We start from the raw sequence: 17,918 nt of genomic DNA on the forward strand, positions 1-17,918 counted from the left end.
GGTACATAAAAGTACCTACTTGACTTGCGGTATAAAGGTAGATACTTTTGATTAAAACTTTAAATAAAAACAATGAAAGCAATCGTATTAAACCAAGCAGGTAGTGTAGATAATCTGATATTAACTGAAGTAGCATTACCAACTATAAAATCAAATGAAGTATTAGTACAAGTAAAAGCTATAGGTATCAATCCTGTAGATGTAAAGTCAAGAGCGTATGAGGGTGTGAAACAATGGATATTCGGTAAGAAGGATGCTGTGATACTTGGATGGGATATAGCAGGTGTGGTGATAGAACTAGGAAGTGAAGTGACTAAATTTAAGATAGGAGATAAGGTGAGTGGTATGATTAACTTCTTCGGTGTGGGTGATGGCTATGCAGAGTATGTAGGAGCTTATGCTACACACCTTAGTTTAGTACCTCCCAATGTTACTTTAAAAGAAGGAGCTGCTATAGCGATGGTGGGAAGTACTGCTTATCAAGCATTAGTAGATGTGGCAAAAGTAAAACAAGGAGATAAAGTATTAGTACACGCTGCATCAGGTGGTGTAGGACATATAGCAGTACAGATCGCTAAGGCAAAAGGAGCTCATGTAATAGGCACGTCTTCTGCTAAGAATAAAGCTTTCGTGATGTCATTAGGAGCTGATGAGCATATCGATTATACGAGTGAGCAATTAGTAGATAAGGTGGAGGCAGTAGATGTGGTAATAGATACGATACAAGGTGATACACTGTTAGAATCTATAAAAGTGGTTAAACAAGGAGGAATGATAGTGACATTACCTTCTCCTGAGATTAGCGAAGAGGTTTTAGCATTAGCTAAAGAGTGCGAGGTAAGTATTGTGTTTATGATGGTGGAGTCTAAAGAGGTGACAGTAGAAGCAGTAGCTCAACTAATGTCAGAAGGATTAGTGAAAGTACATATTAATGAGGAGTTCTCTTTTGAGGATATGGCTAAGGCTCACTTGACAGTGGAGACAAATAGAGTAGTGGGAAAAGTAGTGGTGACGTTGTAGAATAAGAATACCAAAGATGAGAGTCTCTGGCTTTTCTCTTTTATAGATTTTGTATTGACAGTAAGTAGCAAAGTTATTTTAATGTTAATAGCTTAAGTGTCCTGTGGTGATATCAATATATTTAGAACACAAAATATCTAATTAACGATATAATGAATAAATTTTTTGCGCTGTTTACACTATTGATTTGTACTGTTTCTTTTGCTCAGAAAAGAGAGTTGAAAGAGGTAAGTTCTGAAAGTCTAATGCATGTATGGGGATTAGTCAAGTATAAACATCCTAATGTAAGTAGAGGTGGTTATGATATGGATCAAGAATTCTTAAAAGCATATTCTAGTCTAGAAATGATAAAGAGCGAAGAGGCTTTAAATACGTACTTAAAGCAATGGATAAAACAGTTTGACTCTTCTAAGCACCCTATTAAAAAAGACAAGATTAAAGTAAGTGAAGATAAATTATTTACTGCTAATGCTAAGTTTGAATGGATAGAGAATAGTCTCTATGATGAGGAGTTACAATCTATACTAATCGATTTAAAAGAGAATAGCAATTATGGAAAGTATTATCTAACGAACTATAAAATATCTGCTATGGTAAAGTTTGATCACGAAAAGCCATTGCCTAACTTTAGCAATGAGAAGGAAAACCACCGGATGCTGTTTTTATCTTCTTTTTGGAATAGTATCCGTTATGGGAATGTGAATATATATCTAACTGATACGCCATGGGATGAGGTATTGACTGAGTTCGTTCCAAGGTTTAAGACGAGTGAAGGAATAGAATTTGAGTATCTAAAAGATGAGCTTTTTGTAAAATTGAACGATTCACATAGTGATTATCAAGCAAGCTATTTTCTTAAAAATAAAGTAAAGCGTTTTAGTACATATAAAACAAAAAATGTAAACGATTCGTTAGTCATAGTGACTATCTATGATCCTATTATAGCTAAAGAGAGTAATATTGAATTAGGAGATATAATCTATAGAGTAGAAGGGATGTCTGTAAAGGAGTATAGAGAGAGTACTATAGGGAAGTATGTGAGTGTATCTAATCCCAATTATTTAAAAACATATGAGAATTATTATTTTCCAGCTTTAGGTGATCAAGAATCAATGAAAGTAAGCATAAAAAAGAAAGGAGGAGACATTATAGAAAGAACTATTCCTTTGTTAAAAGGAGAGGAGTTTGTAAGTTTTAAAACTATAGAATCACTTATTGATACACAGCAGTTTCCTGATTTAGGTAATGATATTGGGTATCTCTATTTGGGCAATGTTACAAAGAAAGAATTGAGCACTTTCTTTAAGGCTAATAGTAGTAAGGAAAACATTATCTTAGATCTACGTAATTATCCTGAGAAGATACGCCTAGAGCATATTGCATCTTATCTATTACCTCATAAAACTACTTTTTTTAAATCATTAGATTGGTATGGTCCTGCATTAGGACAATGGGACAGTAAGGTGGGAGTTGCTAAAATTGCAGATCCTTTTGTTACAGGAAGGGAGAATAAGGATTATTATAAAGGAACAGTAGTATTACTTGTAGATCATTATACGATGAGTGCAGCCGAATATATGGGGATGGGAATTCAGCAGGCGCCGAGATGTATTACCATAGGTAAGCAGACAGCAGGTGCAGTGACTAATCGTATACAAGTACTTCTGAAAGATGATACTACAATAGATTTCTCGGGTTATGGAGCTTTCTATCCTAATGATAAAGCATATAATGTTCACCGAAATGGTTTAAAAATAGATTATATAGTACCTGAGTCTGCAAGTAATTATAATGCGTATGGGGTGATACAGTATGCGATGGATTTGATAAAAGGGGAGAAGTAGGAAGTATTACATTATATCCCACTGTACAAATCCCTTAATACTCATTTAAACCCCGCTAACAATTATTTAAGTTATAAAACCTTACTTTTGTGTTTTAACAATTGAAAATAATGAGTAATAATATACAAGCGCCTATAGCTAAAGTGAAACCACACGAGCTAACAGCACATAATCATACAAGAATAGATAATTACTTTTGGTTAAACGATAGAGAAGATCAAGAGGTAATTGATTATTTAAATGCAGAGAATGCATTCTATCAAGCAGAGACTGCACATACTAAAGCTTTTCAGGCTGATCTATACGAAGAGATGAAAAGCAGAATAAAAGAAGACGATAGTTCTGTGCCTTATTTCTACAACGGATACTACTACATCACTCGTTTTGAGAAAGGAAAAGACTATCCTATCATCTGTCGTAAGAAAGGTAGCTTAGAGGCTGATGAGGAGATTATATTTGACTGTAATGTGATGGCTGAGGGGCATGCATACTTTCACTTAAGAGGGGTGAATGTATCTGAGGATAACCAATGGGTAGCTTATGGTACAGATACTGTATCTCGTAGAGAGTATACACTGCAAGTAAAGAATTTGATTACAGGGGAGATATCTCCTATCTCCATAGAGAAGACTACAGGTAGCTCTACTTGGGCATCTGATAATAAGACTTTGTTTTACTCTCGTAAAGATGAGGTAACACTTCGTGCAGATAAAATCTATAAGCATAAGTTAGGTACAACGATTGCGGAAGATGTAATGGTCTACTACGAAGCTGATGATACTTTTGACACACATATTTTCAAAGAGAAATCACGTAAATACTTAGTTATCGCAAGTGAGAGTACACTGACTAGTGAGTTCCAAATATTAGAATCATCGAATCCTGATGGGGAATTTAGAATGTTCCAAGAGAGAATACGTGAGCTAGAGTATAACATCTCTCACTATAACGGACACTTTTACATTATGACCAACTTAGATGATGCAGATAACTTTAAGTTAATGCGTTGTCCCGAAGATAAAACTACTGTAGAGCATTGGGAAGAGCTGATTGCTCACAGAGAAGAAGTATTGTTAGAAGGAGTGGACATCTTTAAAGATTACTTGGTGATCTCAGAGCGTTCTAATGGATTAGTTCACTTAAAGATTCAGTCTTGGGACAATAGTAAAGAAGCGTATTATTTACCATTTGAGAGCGAAACGTATAATGCTTATACAGGTACGAACTTAGACTTCGATACTGAGATATTGCGTTATGGATATCAGTCTATGAACACGCCATCGTCTGTGATAGACTTCAATATGCGTACGCGTGAGAAGGAAGTGAAGAAAGAACAAGAGGTATTAGGAACTTTTGACAAGAACGATTATATAGAAGAGCGTATTTGGGCTACAGCTAAAGACGGAGTGAAAGTACCAATGTCTCTCATTTATAAAAAGGGTATGAAGAAAGACGGGACTAATCCATTCTTACAGTATGCGTATGGTTCGTACGGATATTCTATGGAACCTTATTTCTCTACTACGCGATTAACGCTATTAGATAGAGGATTTATCTATGCTATCGCTCATATTCGCGGAGGAGAAGATATGGGACGTCAGTGGTATGAAGATGGGAAGTTATTAGAGAAGTGGAATACATTTGATGATTTTATTGCTTGTTCAGAGCACGTGATTGCTGAAGGATATACTAGTCCAGAACATCTATATGCAGAAGGTGGTTCTGCTGGAGGTTTATTAATGGGAGTAGTGGTGAATAAACGCCCTGACTTGTATAACGGAGTGATTGCTCAAGTGCCTTTCGTTGATGTGATGACGACTATGCTTGATGATACGATACCGTTGACTACAGGAGAGTATGATGAGTGGGGTAACCCAAATGAGAAAGAGTATTATGACTATATGCTGTCGTACTCGCCATTAGATAATGTGGCTGCTCAAGATTATCCTAATATATATATCTCTACAGGGCTACACGATAGTCAAGTCCAGTATTGGGAACCTGCGAAGTGGATAGCGAAGTTGAGAGTGATGAAAACGAATGATAAGCAACTTTATTTAGATACCAATATGGAGGCTGGACACGGTGGTGCATCAGGACGTTTTGAAGCAATTAAAGAAGTAGCAAAAGAGTTCACTTTTATGTTCGATTTAGAAGGGATAAAAGAGTAGTGGCTTTGTTTTTTTAGTAAATTTGTTAGTGTAACAAGGGCAGTTTAATAACTGTCAATAGTAAATAAGATATTATGAAAGATGAGATTCAAGCGTATGATAATGTATTAGCTCTGATAGGAAATACGCCAATTGTAAAATTGAGTAAAGTTACTAAGGAGTTAAAGGGGAATTTCTATGGAAAAGTAGAAGCTTTCAATGCTGGTCATTCTGCAAAAGACAGAATTGCAATGCACATTATCGAAGCAGCTGAGAAAAAAGGAATATTAAAGCCAGGTAGTACTATTGTAGAGACGACATCTGGTAATACTGGATTTAGTATTGCTATGGTAAGTGCTATTAAAGGGTATAAATGTATCTTATCAGTGAGTGATAAGTCTTCTCCTGACAAAATAGATATGCTACGCGCAATGGGAGCTACTGTATACGTATGTCCTGCTAATGTAGCTGCTGATGACCCACGTTCATATTATGAAGTGGCAAAGACTGTGCAGAAAGAGACTCCAAACTCAATCTATATCAATCAATATTTTAATGAGTTAAATACTGAGGCGCATTATGCTTCTACAGGACCTGAGATATGGGAACAGACAGGTGGTAAGATTACGCACTTCGTATGTTGTTCTGGTACAGGAGGCACTATATCAGGTACGGCTCGTTATTTAAAAGAGATGAATCCTAACATCCAAATCTTAGGAGTGGATGCTTACGGTTCTGTATTAAAGAAATACCATGAGACAGGAGAGCTTGATCCTAATGAGATCGCTCCATATAAAATAGAAGGGTTAGGGAAGAACTTGATACCAAGTGCTACTGATTTCTCTGTGATTGATAAGTTTATCAAGGTAACGGATAAAGATGCAGCTCAGGCAGCACGTGAGTTAGCTCGTACAGAGGGGTTATTCTTAGGATATACTTCTGGAGCGGTACTACAAGCGACGAGACAGTATGCAGCAGAAGGAGCTTTTGATGAGAATAGTGTGATAGTGATGTTATTCCCTGATCACGGTTCTCGTTATATGAGTAAGATCTATAGTGATACTTGGATGGAACAACAAGGGTTCTTAGATGGAGAGCCAAAGAATGAAATTAACTACGTAAAGTAGTCATAATATTTTGAGGTAAATTCTGTTTATTTAATTTTTTGTTTGAGTAAAAATAACTAAATGGTTCGATTGTTGTAATTGTATTACAAAATGTACAAAAATGAAGAAACAGATTAGTCTAAATGAATTTAAAGAAGATGTATCAATTTACATCGATTATGTGATGGATAGTGGGCTTGACTTAATGGTCAAAGAGTGTGAAACTACAGGAATAGCAATTATACCAATAGAAGAGTATAACGCTCTTAAAAGAATAGCTAGCCAACAAGCTATAAATGCATAACAACAGAAGCTGATACACAACGCAAGAAGTATAAATATGCACCTTTTCCTTTTAGGTTGAGGTGCTTTTTTTGTTTTATCTTTGAGAACTTAAAGACTGTATTGGTCTATTTGTTTAAAACTAATTAATGATGAATATACCAGATAGCGACGATAAGTTTCCATTAGAACATTATAATAGATTGTGTTTTCTAAAAAACATAATTACGAATCCCAATATCATAGTAGGTGATTATACCTATTACGATGACTTCGAGAGTGTAGACAACTTTGAAAAGAATGTGAAGTATCACTTTGACTTTATAGGTGACAAGTTGATTATTGGGAAGTTTTGTATGATAGCGTCAGGCGTTGTATTTATTATGAATGGAGCTAATCATAAGATGGATGGGATAACTGCTTATCCGTTTAATATCTTTGGCAAGGATTGGAAAGTAGCGGAACCTAAGTTGTCAGATCTTCCTTATAAAGGAGATACTGTTATAGGGAATGACGTATGGATAGGAACGAACGTGACGATTATGCCGGGAGTGAAGGTAGGTGATGGTTCTATTATTGCCTCTAATACAACGGTAACGAAAGATGTTGCACCATATAGTATCGTAGGTGGTAACCCTACTAAAGAAATCAAGAAGAGATTCTCAGAGCAGAAGATACAGGAGTTGTTAGAAATGCAATGGTGGAACTGGGACATAGAGAAGATAACAGCTAATCTTAAATACCTTACTGAGAAAATTAAAGAGTAAGTGTTATTTTATAAGTGGTTTAATAGTTGTTAGTTAGGTTTTTTTGTTATATTGTTTATGTAATATTTTGTACGTATATTTGTACAAAATATTAAAGTATTATATTATGTTAATAGCAAGTATTAGTGAATTTAGAAAAGATATCAAAGCTTATTTTGACAAGGTGTCTACAGACTTCGAAACTTTAATAATCAATAGAGGTAAAAATGAAGGAATTGTTGTGATGTCATTAGAAGAGTATAATTCTTTGATGGCAACTAATCACGAATTGTCTTCCAGAAAAAATGAAATGAGATTAGATGCAGCTATTGAAAAAATGAAGAAAGGGGATAAGACAGTGAGGACCTTAATTGATCTATAGATGAAGTTTGTTTTCGTTGAAGAATCTTGGGAAGATTATCTTTATTGGCAAAATATAGATAAGAAGAAATTAAAGAAGATTAACGAACTTCTTAAAGCCATTGCGCGTAATCCTTTTGAAGGTATTGGTAAACCCGAACCGTTAAAACATAAATATGCTGGTTATTGGTCAAGAAGAATAGATGATGAGCATCGAATTATATATCGTATAGAAGATGATGAAATACAAATATTAAAATGTAGATTTCATTATGAGTAATATAGAAGCATTCCTTATGGGAGTGCTTTTTTATTTAGAAATAATTTATTCATTATGAGGTAGTTGTTTTTTTGATAGTATCATATGATACTATCAAAAGCAAGTATACTTATTATTTTTTGTAATTTAGATAATGTGTTAATCATTAAATTAGCCTAATATGAGAAAAAATCTACTGTTTATATTGTTAGTTCTAGTTTGGGTAAGCTGTAAGCCGAAACAGATATTGGAGACTACTTCATCATCTTCTTTAATGCATTCAGCTAATCGCGAATATGGATATTCTCCTTCTAATCCTATAAATGTAGGAGGTGTAAAGCAGAACAGAGGGCCTCAGAATCAGATAGAATACTTAAAGGATTTGACAGATTTAGAAGGCAATAGTTTATCATTCTATAGAGTAGGTAGTTGTTGTCATTTTGATACTCCGAATGGGTTATTTAATGGAAGAGGAGTATTGGATATTTATGCAGTTTATGTAAAAGGAAAAACAGATACTATAAGACTTTATCTAAATCTGTATGATGAGGGGAAGTTATATGCTCCACGTGGGTTTAAGTTTAAGATGTAAGACATGAAAAAAATAGGTTTATTATTGTTGCTATTAATATGCAGTACATCGTATGGGCAGTTATTTGCTTTAGTAGATAAAGATGGATATGTAAATGTCAGAGAGACAGGAGATAATAAAGCAAGTATCGTTAGACAGTTGGCTAGTGGTGACGTAGTGTTTGTATTCGATGAAGAGTATGATAAAAAAGCTGATTGGCAAAATGTAAGCTTTTCTGATGAACGCATAGGTAAAGGCGGGTTTATTCATAACTCAAGATTAAAAGCACTAAGTACCTTTGATAAAATACCTCTTGCTAAAGAATCCTATACTAATGTTATTCTAGAAGGGAAGGGAATAAAAGTTGAAATGAATATTGAAGAAGTAGATTTTGAAGAGAATAAGCGTGATTTCATTCCACAGTATAAAACAGTCGATGGAGCATATAATTTAGTAGGCTATAAAGAACAAGAGGCATGGGGAATTGAAGGGCTTCATAAGTTAAGTCACTATACTTCTATTACGATTAGTAAATACGGTAATATAATAGAATTACCTGTTTCTTCATTTGATAATATGTTTAATCCTAGTATTAAACCCCACTGTGTCTTTGATAGAGAGAATGATACTATTTATATATATACTTCTAATGGAGATGGTGCAGGGGCTTATATCGTAGCTTGGATTATAAAGGGAGATACATATATTGGTCGTTTTGTAATAAGACCTTTTTAAAAGAACAAAGGACAACTGATGAGGTTGTCCTTTGTTTATATACTTTTCAGAATTGACTGATCAGGTTATTCTTATTTTTTATCTTTAGGTAAATTAAATATAATAGCGATTAGAAAGAACCCTATACCTGTAATAGTTGGAGGTAACATATCGGCTTTTAAACCTAAGAATATTAGATAGCCACCTAAGATAGCAAGTAGTACGGATAGTGATATTTTAAGCATGGTTATAGTGTTTTATTGATTGTAGTAATCAAATATAAAGAATTAAGTCTAATAATGAGAAGGTTGAAAGCTTAATCTAACTGTTTTCTAATAAGTTATCCTCAAATAACTTAGAGTTGGTCATTAATCTTTTGCCTTCAGTATTGATGTTTAGTAGTATAACCTGTTTATTATGACTTTTGTATTTATCTATTATCTTTTTGATTGCCTCAAGAGCAGACATATCGACTATTCGTGATTCTTTAAAGTCAATAGTGATAGTAGAGGTGTCTTTATGAGGAGTGAACTTCTCTGTAAAGGTAGTAGTACTACCAAAGAATAGGGGGCCATAGATAGCATATACTTTGTTTCCATTCACATCAAATGATTTGCGGGCACGGATGCGTATCGCATTGTCCCAAGCAAAGACAAGTGCTGATACAATCACACCGATTAGTACTGCTAAAGCTAAGTTATGCGTAACAATAATAACAGCTGTAACTAGAAATAAAACGAATACATCTGCTTTAGGCATACGAAGGACTAGCTGAAAAGAAACCCACTTAAATGTAGTAATAGAGACTATTATCATTACTCCAACTAGTGCTGCTAATGGTATCTGCTCGATCACAGGTGCACCTACTAAAATGATGATTAATATAGTTATAGAGCCTATGATAGCGGCTATTCTACTTTTCGCTCCTGCATCCAGATTAACTAAAGTCTGTGCAATCATAGCACATCCTCCCATACCACCAAAGAAACCGTTGGTAATATTAGCGATACCCTGAGCGATAGATTCTTTATTGGTATTGCCTTTTGTATTTGTGATTTCATCTACTATGCTTAAGGTTAGCAGAGACTCTACTAGTCCTACTCCTGCCATAACTAGAGAGAATGGCAGTATGATTTGTATAGTTTCTAAGGTAAAAGGTAATACAGGGATATGAAAACTAGGCAAACTTCCACTAATATGAGCAATATCCATTACTTTGCGTGTATCAAGTTGAAAGAAGAATACTACTGCAGTAGTTATAACGATAGCAATAAGCGTAGCCGGTACTTTCTTTGTTATCTTAGGAAATAGTGTTACAACTACTATGGTAAGTACTGTTAGGCCTATCATCATATATAATGGTATACCTGTCAGCCAAGTACTAATACCATCTACATTTATTTTAAATTGAGAAATCTGTGCAAAGAAGATGACTACAGCTAATCCATTTAAAAAGCCATACATGACAGGTTGTGGGATAAAACGAACAAATCTACCTAGTTTAAGAATACCTACGATTAACTGAATAATACCCGCTAGTATAACTGCCGCAAATAGATATTCTATTCCATACATCGCTATCAGAGATATCATCACGATAATAGTAGCACCTGCTCCTCCTGACACCATGCCTGGACGTCCTCCAAAAATAGCTGTTATAATTCCCATTAAGAACGCTGCATAAAGTCCTGTCAGGGGGTGTAATCCCGCTAATATTGCAAAGGATAATGACTCTGGTATCATGGTCATAGCAACCGTTAGACCTGCTAGGATTTCATTCTGAATGAGGATATTGTTGTTCTTAATTTCCAGTATATTTTGTAACATAAAATGTTGTATATTTTAAAGATGTAAATGTAATGGATTAATAAAGACGCAGTAATTGATTAAATTAAAAAAGTGTGATTCTTACTAATGTGAGAGAGATTTACATTGTTTATATTTTAATAATGTGAATGTAACTGTAACATTATTAACTAAACTACTACTTATATATAAACCAAAATTAGTATTATGAAATTAGTTATTGAAAATTTAAACAAGACTTATAAGAATGGTGTTAAGGCTATCGATAATCTTAACTTAGAGATTGGGTCAGGAATGTTTGGACTATTAGGACCTAATGGTGCGGGTAAATCTTCTTTAATGCGTACTATCGCTACATTACAAAAACCTGATAGTGGAACTATTCACTTTGGGGATATTAATATACTAGAACAACAGAATGAGTTTAGAAAAATATTAGGGTATTTACCACAAGATTTTGGAGTATATCCTAATATGTCAGCATTAGACTTATTACACTATTTCGCTCGTTTAAAGGGGATATCTAAAGCTTCTGAACGCAATGAGATTGTGACTAAAGTATTAGAAGTAACTAACCTATATGAGGTGAGACGTAAAAGTGTGAGTGGATATTCAGGAGGGATGAAACAACGCTTTGGTATTGCCCAATTGTTGCTAAATGATCCTAAGTTGATTATTGTAGATGAACCAACAGCAGGACTAGATCCAGCAGAGAGACATCGCTTCTTAAATGTATTAAGAGAAATAGGAAATAATAATACGGTGATATTCTCTACGCATATTGTGGATGACGTGAATGAACTATGTCACGAGATGGCTATCTTAAACGGAGGAAATTTATTAGAACGAAGTACACCTAAAGAAGCAGAACAAAAGCTAGAAGGAAAGATATGGACTAGAGAGACTACTCGTGAAGTAGCCGAAGAATTAAATAAAGAATTGACTATTCTATCAGGAAAATATAATCAAGAGAATAAACTGAATATAAGAGCGTATTCAGAAGTCCCTCTTGTGGAAGCTGGTTTTGTACAAGTGAAACCAAACTTAGAAGATGTTTATTTTGTTGCACTTAAAAACGGATAAATGATGTTTGGAACTATTTTTTCATTTGAAATAAAGCGATGGTTAAAAAACTGGGTATTTTATTTATACCTAGGATTATTCTTTGCCTTAGGCTTTTTAACGATGGCGAGTTTAGCAGGGGTATTTGATTTTGTTCAAGTATCTTCTACATCGTTAACGAAGTATAACTCACCTTATATGTTGACTAATATAATAGATGGCTTTAATAATCTGTTATATTTTATGTTTCCATCTATTATAGGGGCTTCTATTTATAGAGACTTTCGATACGATGTGCATCACATATTATTCTCTTACCCTTTCTCTAAAGTAGAGTATTTAGCAGGTAAGTTTTTAAGCTCATTTCTTGTGACGCTATTAATTAGTGTGATGATTGGAATAGGTATTTATGTAGCGACTCTATTACCGTGGACTAACGGATTATTGATAGGACCTAATACATTTTGGAACTATGCGCAAGTTTACATATTCGCTATTATACCTAATATGTTATTCTTTGGTAGTATTGTATTTGTTGTCGTAACATTATCTAGAAGTGTATATATAGGATTTGTTTCTATGGTTATCTTGTTAATTATCCAAGGTATATTATCAGGATTAGGACATGACTTAGACAACAAAGAATTAGTAGCTTTATTAGAACCTTCAGGAGGCTCTGCATTAAGTTATTATACTGAATACTGGACGATCGATGAGATGAATATGAATAATCTACCGATAGAGAAATGGTATTTATGGAATCGTTTGATTTGGTTAGGTGTATCTTTATTGTTCTTGTTGGGATTAGGGAAGATGTTCTCTTTCACACAACAGCCGATTACTTTTGGTAGAAAGGCGAAAAAAGGCGAACGTGTAACTAAAAATAACTTTGGTGGATTAACGCGTATAGAGCTGCCTAAAGTAGGATATGATTTTTCATTAAAAACACAATGGAATAATATATTTAGTTTTGCCCTAGGAGAGATTAAGTATTTAGCTAAGAATAGAGTGTTTATGGTATTGGTTGGACTAGGTGTGTTAATGATGCTTTTAGTAGCATCTTCTGCTACATCAATGTTTGGAACTACTATATATCCTGTAACACGTGTAATGCTAGAAATACCAGGTTCTACATTTCAGTTTGTTATTATGATTATCACCTTTTTAGGTGCGGGATTACTTGTTCATAGAGGTAAGTTAGCAAATATGAATCTATTGATAGATGCAACACCAACACCTAATTATGTTTTCTTTATCTCTAAATTTTTAGGGTTAATAACAGTTCAATTACTATTGTTGTTAGTCGTCATAGTTGGAGGTATAGCTGTTCAGGTTTTTAATGGATATTTTAACTTTGAGATAGGTCTTTATTTAAAACAGTTGATAGGGTTTAGCTGGGTATGGTATATCATCTGGGCAGGATTAGCAATAGCAGTGCAGACATACTTTAGAAATTACTTAGTTGGTTTCTTTGTACTTTTTGTCTTTTTCTTATTTGGTAATCAACTTTCAAAAATTGGAATAGAACAACGTATATTCTTCTTTAATAAATTACCTAGTCCACGATATTCTGATATGAATGGTTTCGGAAGTGATGTAGGTAGATATTTTGTATATGCATTCTATTGGATATTGTTCATTTGTTCTTTAAGTGGTTTGAGTTTGTTGTTCTGGAGACGAGGTATTGTAAGTAATATAAAGGAACGATTCTATTTTGCCAAACAAAGGGCTACTCGTGTGATTGTTATCCCTACTGTAATATTTGCTGTTGCTTTCTTTAGTTTAGGAGGATATTTATACTATGAGAATACAGTACTTAATGTATATACATCAGATAAAGAAGGAGAGCTACAGACAGTGGCGTATGAGAAGACCTATAAGAAGTATGAGAATATGCTTTTACCTCGTATCACAGACATTAAGGTAGATGTAGACTTATATCCTTATACGAGAGATTTCTCTGCTAAAGGACAATTCATTTTAGAGAATAAGAATGAAGGAGCTGTTGATAGTCTATTTGTTAACTATACAAATGATTATCTAAATATTATCACTATCGAGGGAGCTAAGGAAGTATTGAATGATACTGTACATAGCATTAGAATCTATAAACTTGATAAACCGTTAGCATCAGGAGAGAAGTTAACGTTTAAGTTTGAAATGAAGAATAAGCCTAATACGCTTATTCGCAATAATTCTGCTGTTATTGAGAATGGTACATTTATAAATAATAGTATGTTCCCATCATTTGGATATAACGACAGTGGAGAATTAGAAGATGATGAGGTACGTAAGAAGTATGATCTAGCGCCAAAAGAACGTATGGCAGCACAGACAGATAAGAAAGCACTTCAGAATACTTACATTAGTAGTGATTCAGATTGGGTAACTTTTGAAACCACTGTTAGTACTGCTGCAAATCAGATAGCGATAGCACCTGGATATTTACAAAAAGAATGGAAAGAAGGTAATAGACGTTATTTCCATTATAAGATGGATCAAAAGATGCTGAACTTTTATGCGTTTAACTCTGCTAGATATGAGGTGAAACGCGATAAGTGGAACGATATAAACATAGAAATCTATTATCATAAAGGGCATGAATATAACCTAGATCGTATGATAAATGGTGTCAAAAAATCATTAGCTTATTATGAGAAAGAGTTTAGCCCATATCAACATAAGCAAGTGCGTATTATTGAATTTCCTAGTACAATGGGAACATTCGCACAGTCTTTTGCAAATACGATACCATTCTCTGAAGCTATTGGTTTTATAGCGAAGATAGATGAGGAAGCAGATGACAAGGTTGATTATCCTTTTTCTGTTACTTCTCATGAGGTAGCACATCAATGGTGGGCACACCAAGTTATCGGAGCTAATGTACAAGGGGCAACAATGCTTTCTGAGAGTTTAGCTGAATATAGTTCTTTAAAAGTTTTAGAAAAAGAATATGGAAAAGGCCAAATGCGCAAATTCTTAAAAGAGTCATTAGATAAATATTTGAGCAGACGTGGTTTTGAATCTAAGAAAGAAAAAGCACTGATGTATAATGAGAATCAACAACATATTCATTATAATAAAGGTTCCCTAGTATTTTATGCTATGAGTGATTATATAGGTGATGATAAGTTAAATAATACACTAAAAGAGTATATTAAAAAAGTAGCTTTTCAAGATGCACCTTATACTACAGCTGGTGAATTAGTAGCAGATATAAAACTAGCTACACCAGATTCACTTCAGTATCTTGTCAAAGATATGTTTGAAACGATTACACTATATGATAATTATATAGAGAAAGCTGAGGTTAAAAAGCTAGAGAATGGAAAGTACGAAGTGAAAATAAAGGCTATCGTTAGTAAGTACAGAGCTGGTGAGAAAGGAGAGAAGAGCTATGCTGATGGTGTTTCTAAGACTGATACAGATAGTAGAACACTGGTAACTAAAACAGAAAAGGGCAAAGAGATTAAATCTCTCCCTTTAGCTGATTATGTAGAGGTTGGTATCTTTAGTCAAGACAGTAAAAATGGGGATAAGAAAGATAAGAGTAAAGAGAAAGTCTTATATCTGAAGAAAGTGAAGATTTCAGATATTAAGAATGACTTTATGATTATAGTAGATGAGAAACCAACTGAGGTAGGTATAGATCCTTATAATAAATTAATTGATACAGAATCTGTTGATAATAGAAAAAGTGTAAACTAAAACTAGACTACTGGTTATATATAGATTAGAGGCTGTTGCGTAAGTGACAGCCTTTTTTTGTGTTTTAAACCCAGAATATGTGATAGACATATAAACGAAAAGTAGTTATACAAAATAGATCTGAATTAGTGATTTTAGCATACTATAGTATGGTTATAGAGCTAATGAAAGAGCTATGACGTAGAATTGATTTGTAGTATTTGGCTAAGGCTGATTCTGGGTTAAAAGTCAGATAGAAGGTTCTTAATTCTCTATATGACTCTAGAATTTGTGCAGTATTTGTGAGGAGTTGTTGCTGAAGCAAGCGTTCTGATTAGGAGAACCTCAATGAAACCGCTAGAATTAGGCAAGCAACCGCAGGAATGTGATGTAAAGAGAAGAGGCTGTTATATTATTAGCTAAGTTATAGGTACAAAAAAAGAGACTGTACTGTGTACAATCTCTTTTTTTATAACTCTTAGAAAGTTGATTATCTTCTTCTTTCTTTGATTTTTGCTTTTTTACCAGTAAGTTCTCTGAAGTAGAAGATACGAGCTCTACGTACTTTACCTCTTTGATTAACTTCGATTTTTTCTAAAGCTGGCATGTTAACTGGGAAGATACGCTCTACACCAACGTTACCTGACATTTTACGGATAGTAAAAGTTTCAGTAGCACCGTGTCCTCTTCTTTGAATAACTACTCCTTTAAAGAACTGAGTTCTTTTTTTGTCACCCTCTTTAATTTCGTAGTAAACTGTGATAGTATCTCCTGCATTGAATTTAGGAAATTCTTTTTTTGTAACTAATTCGTCTTGAACGAATTTCATTAAATCTGCCATTGTAAAAATGTATAAAAATTATTTTTCAGAACAACATTCACGGACCTCGCCAGAGGTTGATCCAAATCGTGTGCAAATATAAAAATAAAAACAGAATAACAACTAATTATTTTTAGTAAATAACTAGTTGTTATTCTGTTGTTTAGTTGTCGGTATTTACTTCTAAAGATAAAAATAATTATTTTAATCTTCTCTTTCTAGTAAATCAGGTCTTCTTGTTTTCGTATGTTCATAAGCCATATCTTCTCTCCATTTATCTATGACTGCAAAATTACCACTTAGTAGTACATCTGGTACCTTCCATCCTTTGTATTCAGCTGGTCTAGTATAGATAGGTGGAGCTAGTAAGTTATCTTGGAAACTATCTGTTAAGGCTGATGTTTCATTAGATAGTACTCCTGGGATTAATCGGATAATAGAGTCACATAAGATTGCAGCGCCTAATTCTCCTCCAGAGAGTACATAGTCACCGATAGAAATCTCTTTAGTGATAAAGTGATCACGTACACGTTGATCAACCCCTTTATAATGTCCACATAGAATAATAATATTCTTAAGCATTGACATTCCATTAGCCATTTGTTGATTTAATGTTTCTCCGTCGGGAGTCATATAGATTACTTCATCGTATTCGCGTTCTGCCTTTAGAGCAGTGATACATTTATCTATTGGCTCTACACTCATTACCATTCCTGCACCACCACCGAATTGGTAATCATCTACGTTCTTATGCTTATTAGTACTGTAATCGCGTAAGTTGTGAAAATGTACTTCTACTAGTTCTTTCTCTATTGCTCTTTTAAGAATTGAAGCTTGAAAAGGACTTTCTATTAATTCTGGTAAAACGGAAATAATGTCTATGCGCATAATTACTTTTGATATTTTGACAAAGGTACAATTGTATTCTGTATCCTACAAAACAGAATTAATGTGCCTGACTTTTAGAGAATAATTGAATAACTAGTACTCCTATGATTATTAAGGCTATTCCTAGTAATGCAGGTGTATCTAATTTTTGTTTGTATAAGAAGTAGGCTGCTATTGTAACTAGGACTATTCCTATACCTGACCATAACGCATAAGCTATCCCTATGGGAATAGTACGCAGCGTAAGACTCAATAGATAGAATGCACCTGCATATCCTATTAATGTTATAGCAGCAGGCACTACCTTAGTAAATCCCTCACTTGCTTTAAGTGATGTAGTAGCTATCGTTTCAAGCAGTATTGCGATAAGTAAGAAGATTAGATTCTTCATTTTTTTAGCAAAAATACTTTTTATATTTGTTTTCTGTCTAAAAAAGACACTCTATTTTTATTCATTAGAGAATTTGATTAACAAACAAGGATTTTAGAATCAATTAATAAGTACAATGGTGATTTGTAGTAAGAGGGACAATGTTTCTTTTACAGTATTCAGTTTTTATAGACTAATTATCTTCGTTGTAAATCTTCTGCATTTGTTGTGTT

Annotated in this window: 17 protein-coding genes; 12 read left to right on the plus strand and 5 right to left on the minus strand. The window is 33.9% G+C overall.

Annotation, left to right across the window (positions count from 1 at the left end; translation table 11 throughout):
• Positions 1 to 72: 72 nt before the first annotated feature.
• From LNQ81_RS09920 to LNQ81_RS09965, 10 genes are all read left to right on the plus strand, one after another.
• A complete protein-coding gene (locus LNQ81_RS09920) occupies positions 73 to 1,020 on the plus strand; it encodes an NADP-dependent oxidoreductase (protein WP_229946334.1) in 948 nt (315 codons plus the stop codon).
• A 152-nt stretch (positions 1,021 to 1,172) separates the two neighbouring features.
• On the plus strand, positions 1,173 to 2,864 hold the full coding sequence (locus tag LNQ81_RS09925) for a S41 family peptidase (protein ID WP_229946335.1): 1,692 nt from the start codon (positions 1,173 to 1,175) through the stop codon (positions 2,862 to 2,864).
• 110 nt (positions 2,865 to 2,974) lie between these two features.
• Positions 2,975 to 5,035 (plus strand): S9 family peptidase, encoded by a 2,061-nt coding sequence (locus LNQ81_RS09930; protein ID WP_229946337.1) that lies wholly within the window; start codon positions 2,975 to 2,977, stop codon positions 5,033 to 5,035.
• A 74-nt stretch (positions 5,036 to 5,109) separates the two neighbouring features.
• Positions 5,110 to 6,141, plus strand: coding sequence for a PLP-dependent cysteine synthase family protein (locus tag LNQ81_RS09935; protein ID WP_229946339.1), 1,032 nt, complete (start codon positions 5,110 to 5,112; stop codon positions 6,139 to 6,141).
• Positions 6,142 to 6,241: 100 nt separating this feature from the next.
• A complete protein-coding gene (locus LNQ81_RS09940; RefSeq protein ID WP_229946341.1) occupies positions 6,242 to 6,424 on the plus strand; it encodes a type II toxin-antitoxin system Phd/YefM family antitoxin in 183 nt (60 codons plus the stop codon).
• 130 nt (positions 6,425 to 6,554) lie between these two features.
• Positions 6,555 to 7,169, plus strand: coding sequence for a Vat family streptogramin A O-acetyltransferase (locus tag LNQ81_RS09945; protein WP_229949278.1), 615 nt, complete (start codon positions 6,555 to 6,557; stop codon positions 7,167 to 7,169).
• 106 nt (positions 7,170 to 7,275) lie between these two features.
• Positions 7,276 to 7,530 (plus strand): type II toxin-antitoxin system Phd/YefM family antitoxin, encoded by a 255-nt coding sequence (locus LNQ81_RS09950; RefSeq protein WP_229946343.1) that lies wholly within the window; start codon positions 7,276 to 7,278, stop codon positions 7,528 to 7,530.
• The gene (locus LNQ81_RS09955; RefSeq protein ID WP_229946345.1) at positions 7,531 to 7,788 is read left to right on the plus strand and encodes a Txe/YoeB family addiction module toxin; all 258 of its coding nucleotides are present in this window, start codon (positions 7,531 to 7,533) and stop codon (positions 7,786 to 7,788) included.
• 160 nt (positions 7,789 to 7,948) lie between these two features.
• A complete protein-coding gene (locus LNQ81_RS09960; protein ID WP_229946347.1) occupies positions 7,949 to 8,359 on the plus strand; it encodes a hypothetical protein in 411 nt (136 codons plus the stop codon).
• A 3-nt stretch (positions 8,360 to 8,362) separates the two neighbouring features.
• Positions 8,363 to 9,073, plus strand: a complete 711-nt coding sequence (locus LNQ81_RS09965) for an SH3 domain-containing protein (protein WP_229946349.1) — start codon at positions 8,363 to 8,365, stop codon at positions 9,071 to 9,073.
• Positions 9,074 to 9,144: 71 nt separating this feature from the next.
• On the opposite strand, the gene LNQ81_RS09970 is transcribed toward LNQ81_RS09965, so the two are convergent.
• Complete coding sequence (locus LNQ81_RS09970) at positions 9,145 to 9,297, minus strand: hypothetical protein (RefSeq protein WP_173835566.1); 153 nt, start codon at positions 9,295 to 9,297, stop codon at positions 9,145 to 9,147.
• 76 nt (positions 9,298 to 9,373) lie between these two features.
• Positions 9,374 to 10,879, minus strand: coding sequence for a SulP family inorganic anion transporter (locus LNQ81_RS09975; protein WP_229946350.1), 1,506 nt, complete (start codon positions 10,877 to 10,879; stop codon positions 9,374 to 9,376).
• Between the two features lie 186 nt (positions 10,880 to 11,065).
• Between LNQ81_RS09975 and LNQ81_RS09980 the strand changes: the two genes are divergently transcribed.
• Together LNQ81_RS09980 and LNQ81_RS09985 are read left to right on the plus strand one after the other, a co-directional pair.
• Positions 11,066 to 11,941 (plus strand): ABC transporter ATP-binding protein, encoded by an 876-nt coding sequence (locus LNQ81_RS09980; protein WP_229946352.1) that lies wholly within the window; start codon positions 11,066 to 11,068, stop codon positions 11,939 to 11,941.
• A 3-nt stretch (positions 11,942 to 11,944) separates the two neighbouring features.
• The gene (locus LNQ81_RS09985) at positions 11,945 to 15,628 is read left to right on the plus strand and encodes an ABC transporter permease/M1 family aminopeptidase (RefSeq protein WP_229949279.1); all 3,684 of its coding nucleotides are present in this window, start codon (positions 11,945 to 11,947) and stop codon (positions 15,626 to 15,628) included.
• Positions 15,629 to 16,097: 469 nt separating this feature from the next.
• On the opposite strand, the gene rplS is transcribed toward LNQ81_RS09985, so the two are convergent.
• From rplS to LNQ81_RS10000, 3 genes are all read right to left on the minus strand, one after another.
• Entirely contained in the window at positions 16,098 to 16,448 is a 351-nt protein-coding gene (gene rplS / locus LNQ81_RS09990) for a 50S ribosomal protein L19 (RefSeq protein WP_229946353.1), read from the minus strand.
• Between the two features lie 183 nt (positions 16,449 to 16,631).
• Entirely contained in the window at positions 16,632 to 17,315 is a 684-nt protein-coding gene (gene trmD / locus LNQ81_RS09995) for a tRNA (guanosine(37)-N1)-methyltransferase TrmD (RefSeq protein WP_229946355.1), read from the minus strand.
• Positions 17,316 to 17,373: 58 nt separating this feature from the next.
• Complete coding sequence (locus LNQ81_RS10000; protein ID WP_229946356.1) at positions 17,374 to 17,706, minus strand: DMT family transporter; 333 nt, start codon at positions 17,704 to 17,706, stop codon at positions 17,374 to 17,376.
• Positions 17,707 to 17,918: the final 212 nt, after the last annotated feature.

This window comes from Myroides oncorhynchi (assembly GCF_020905415.1).
Classification (GTDB): Bacteria; Bacteroidota; Bacteroidia; order Flavobacteriales; family Flavobacteriaceae; genus Flavobacterium; species Flavobacterium oncorhynchi_A.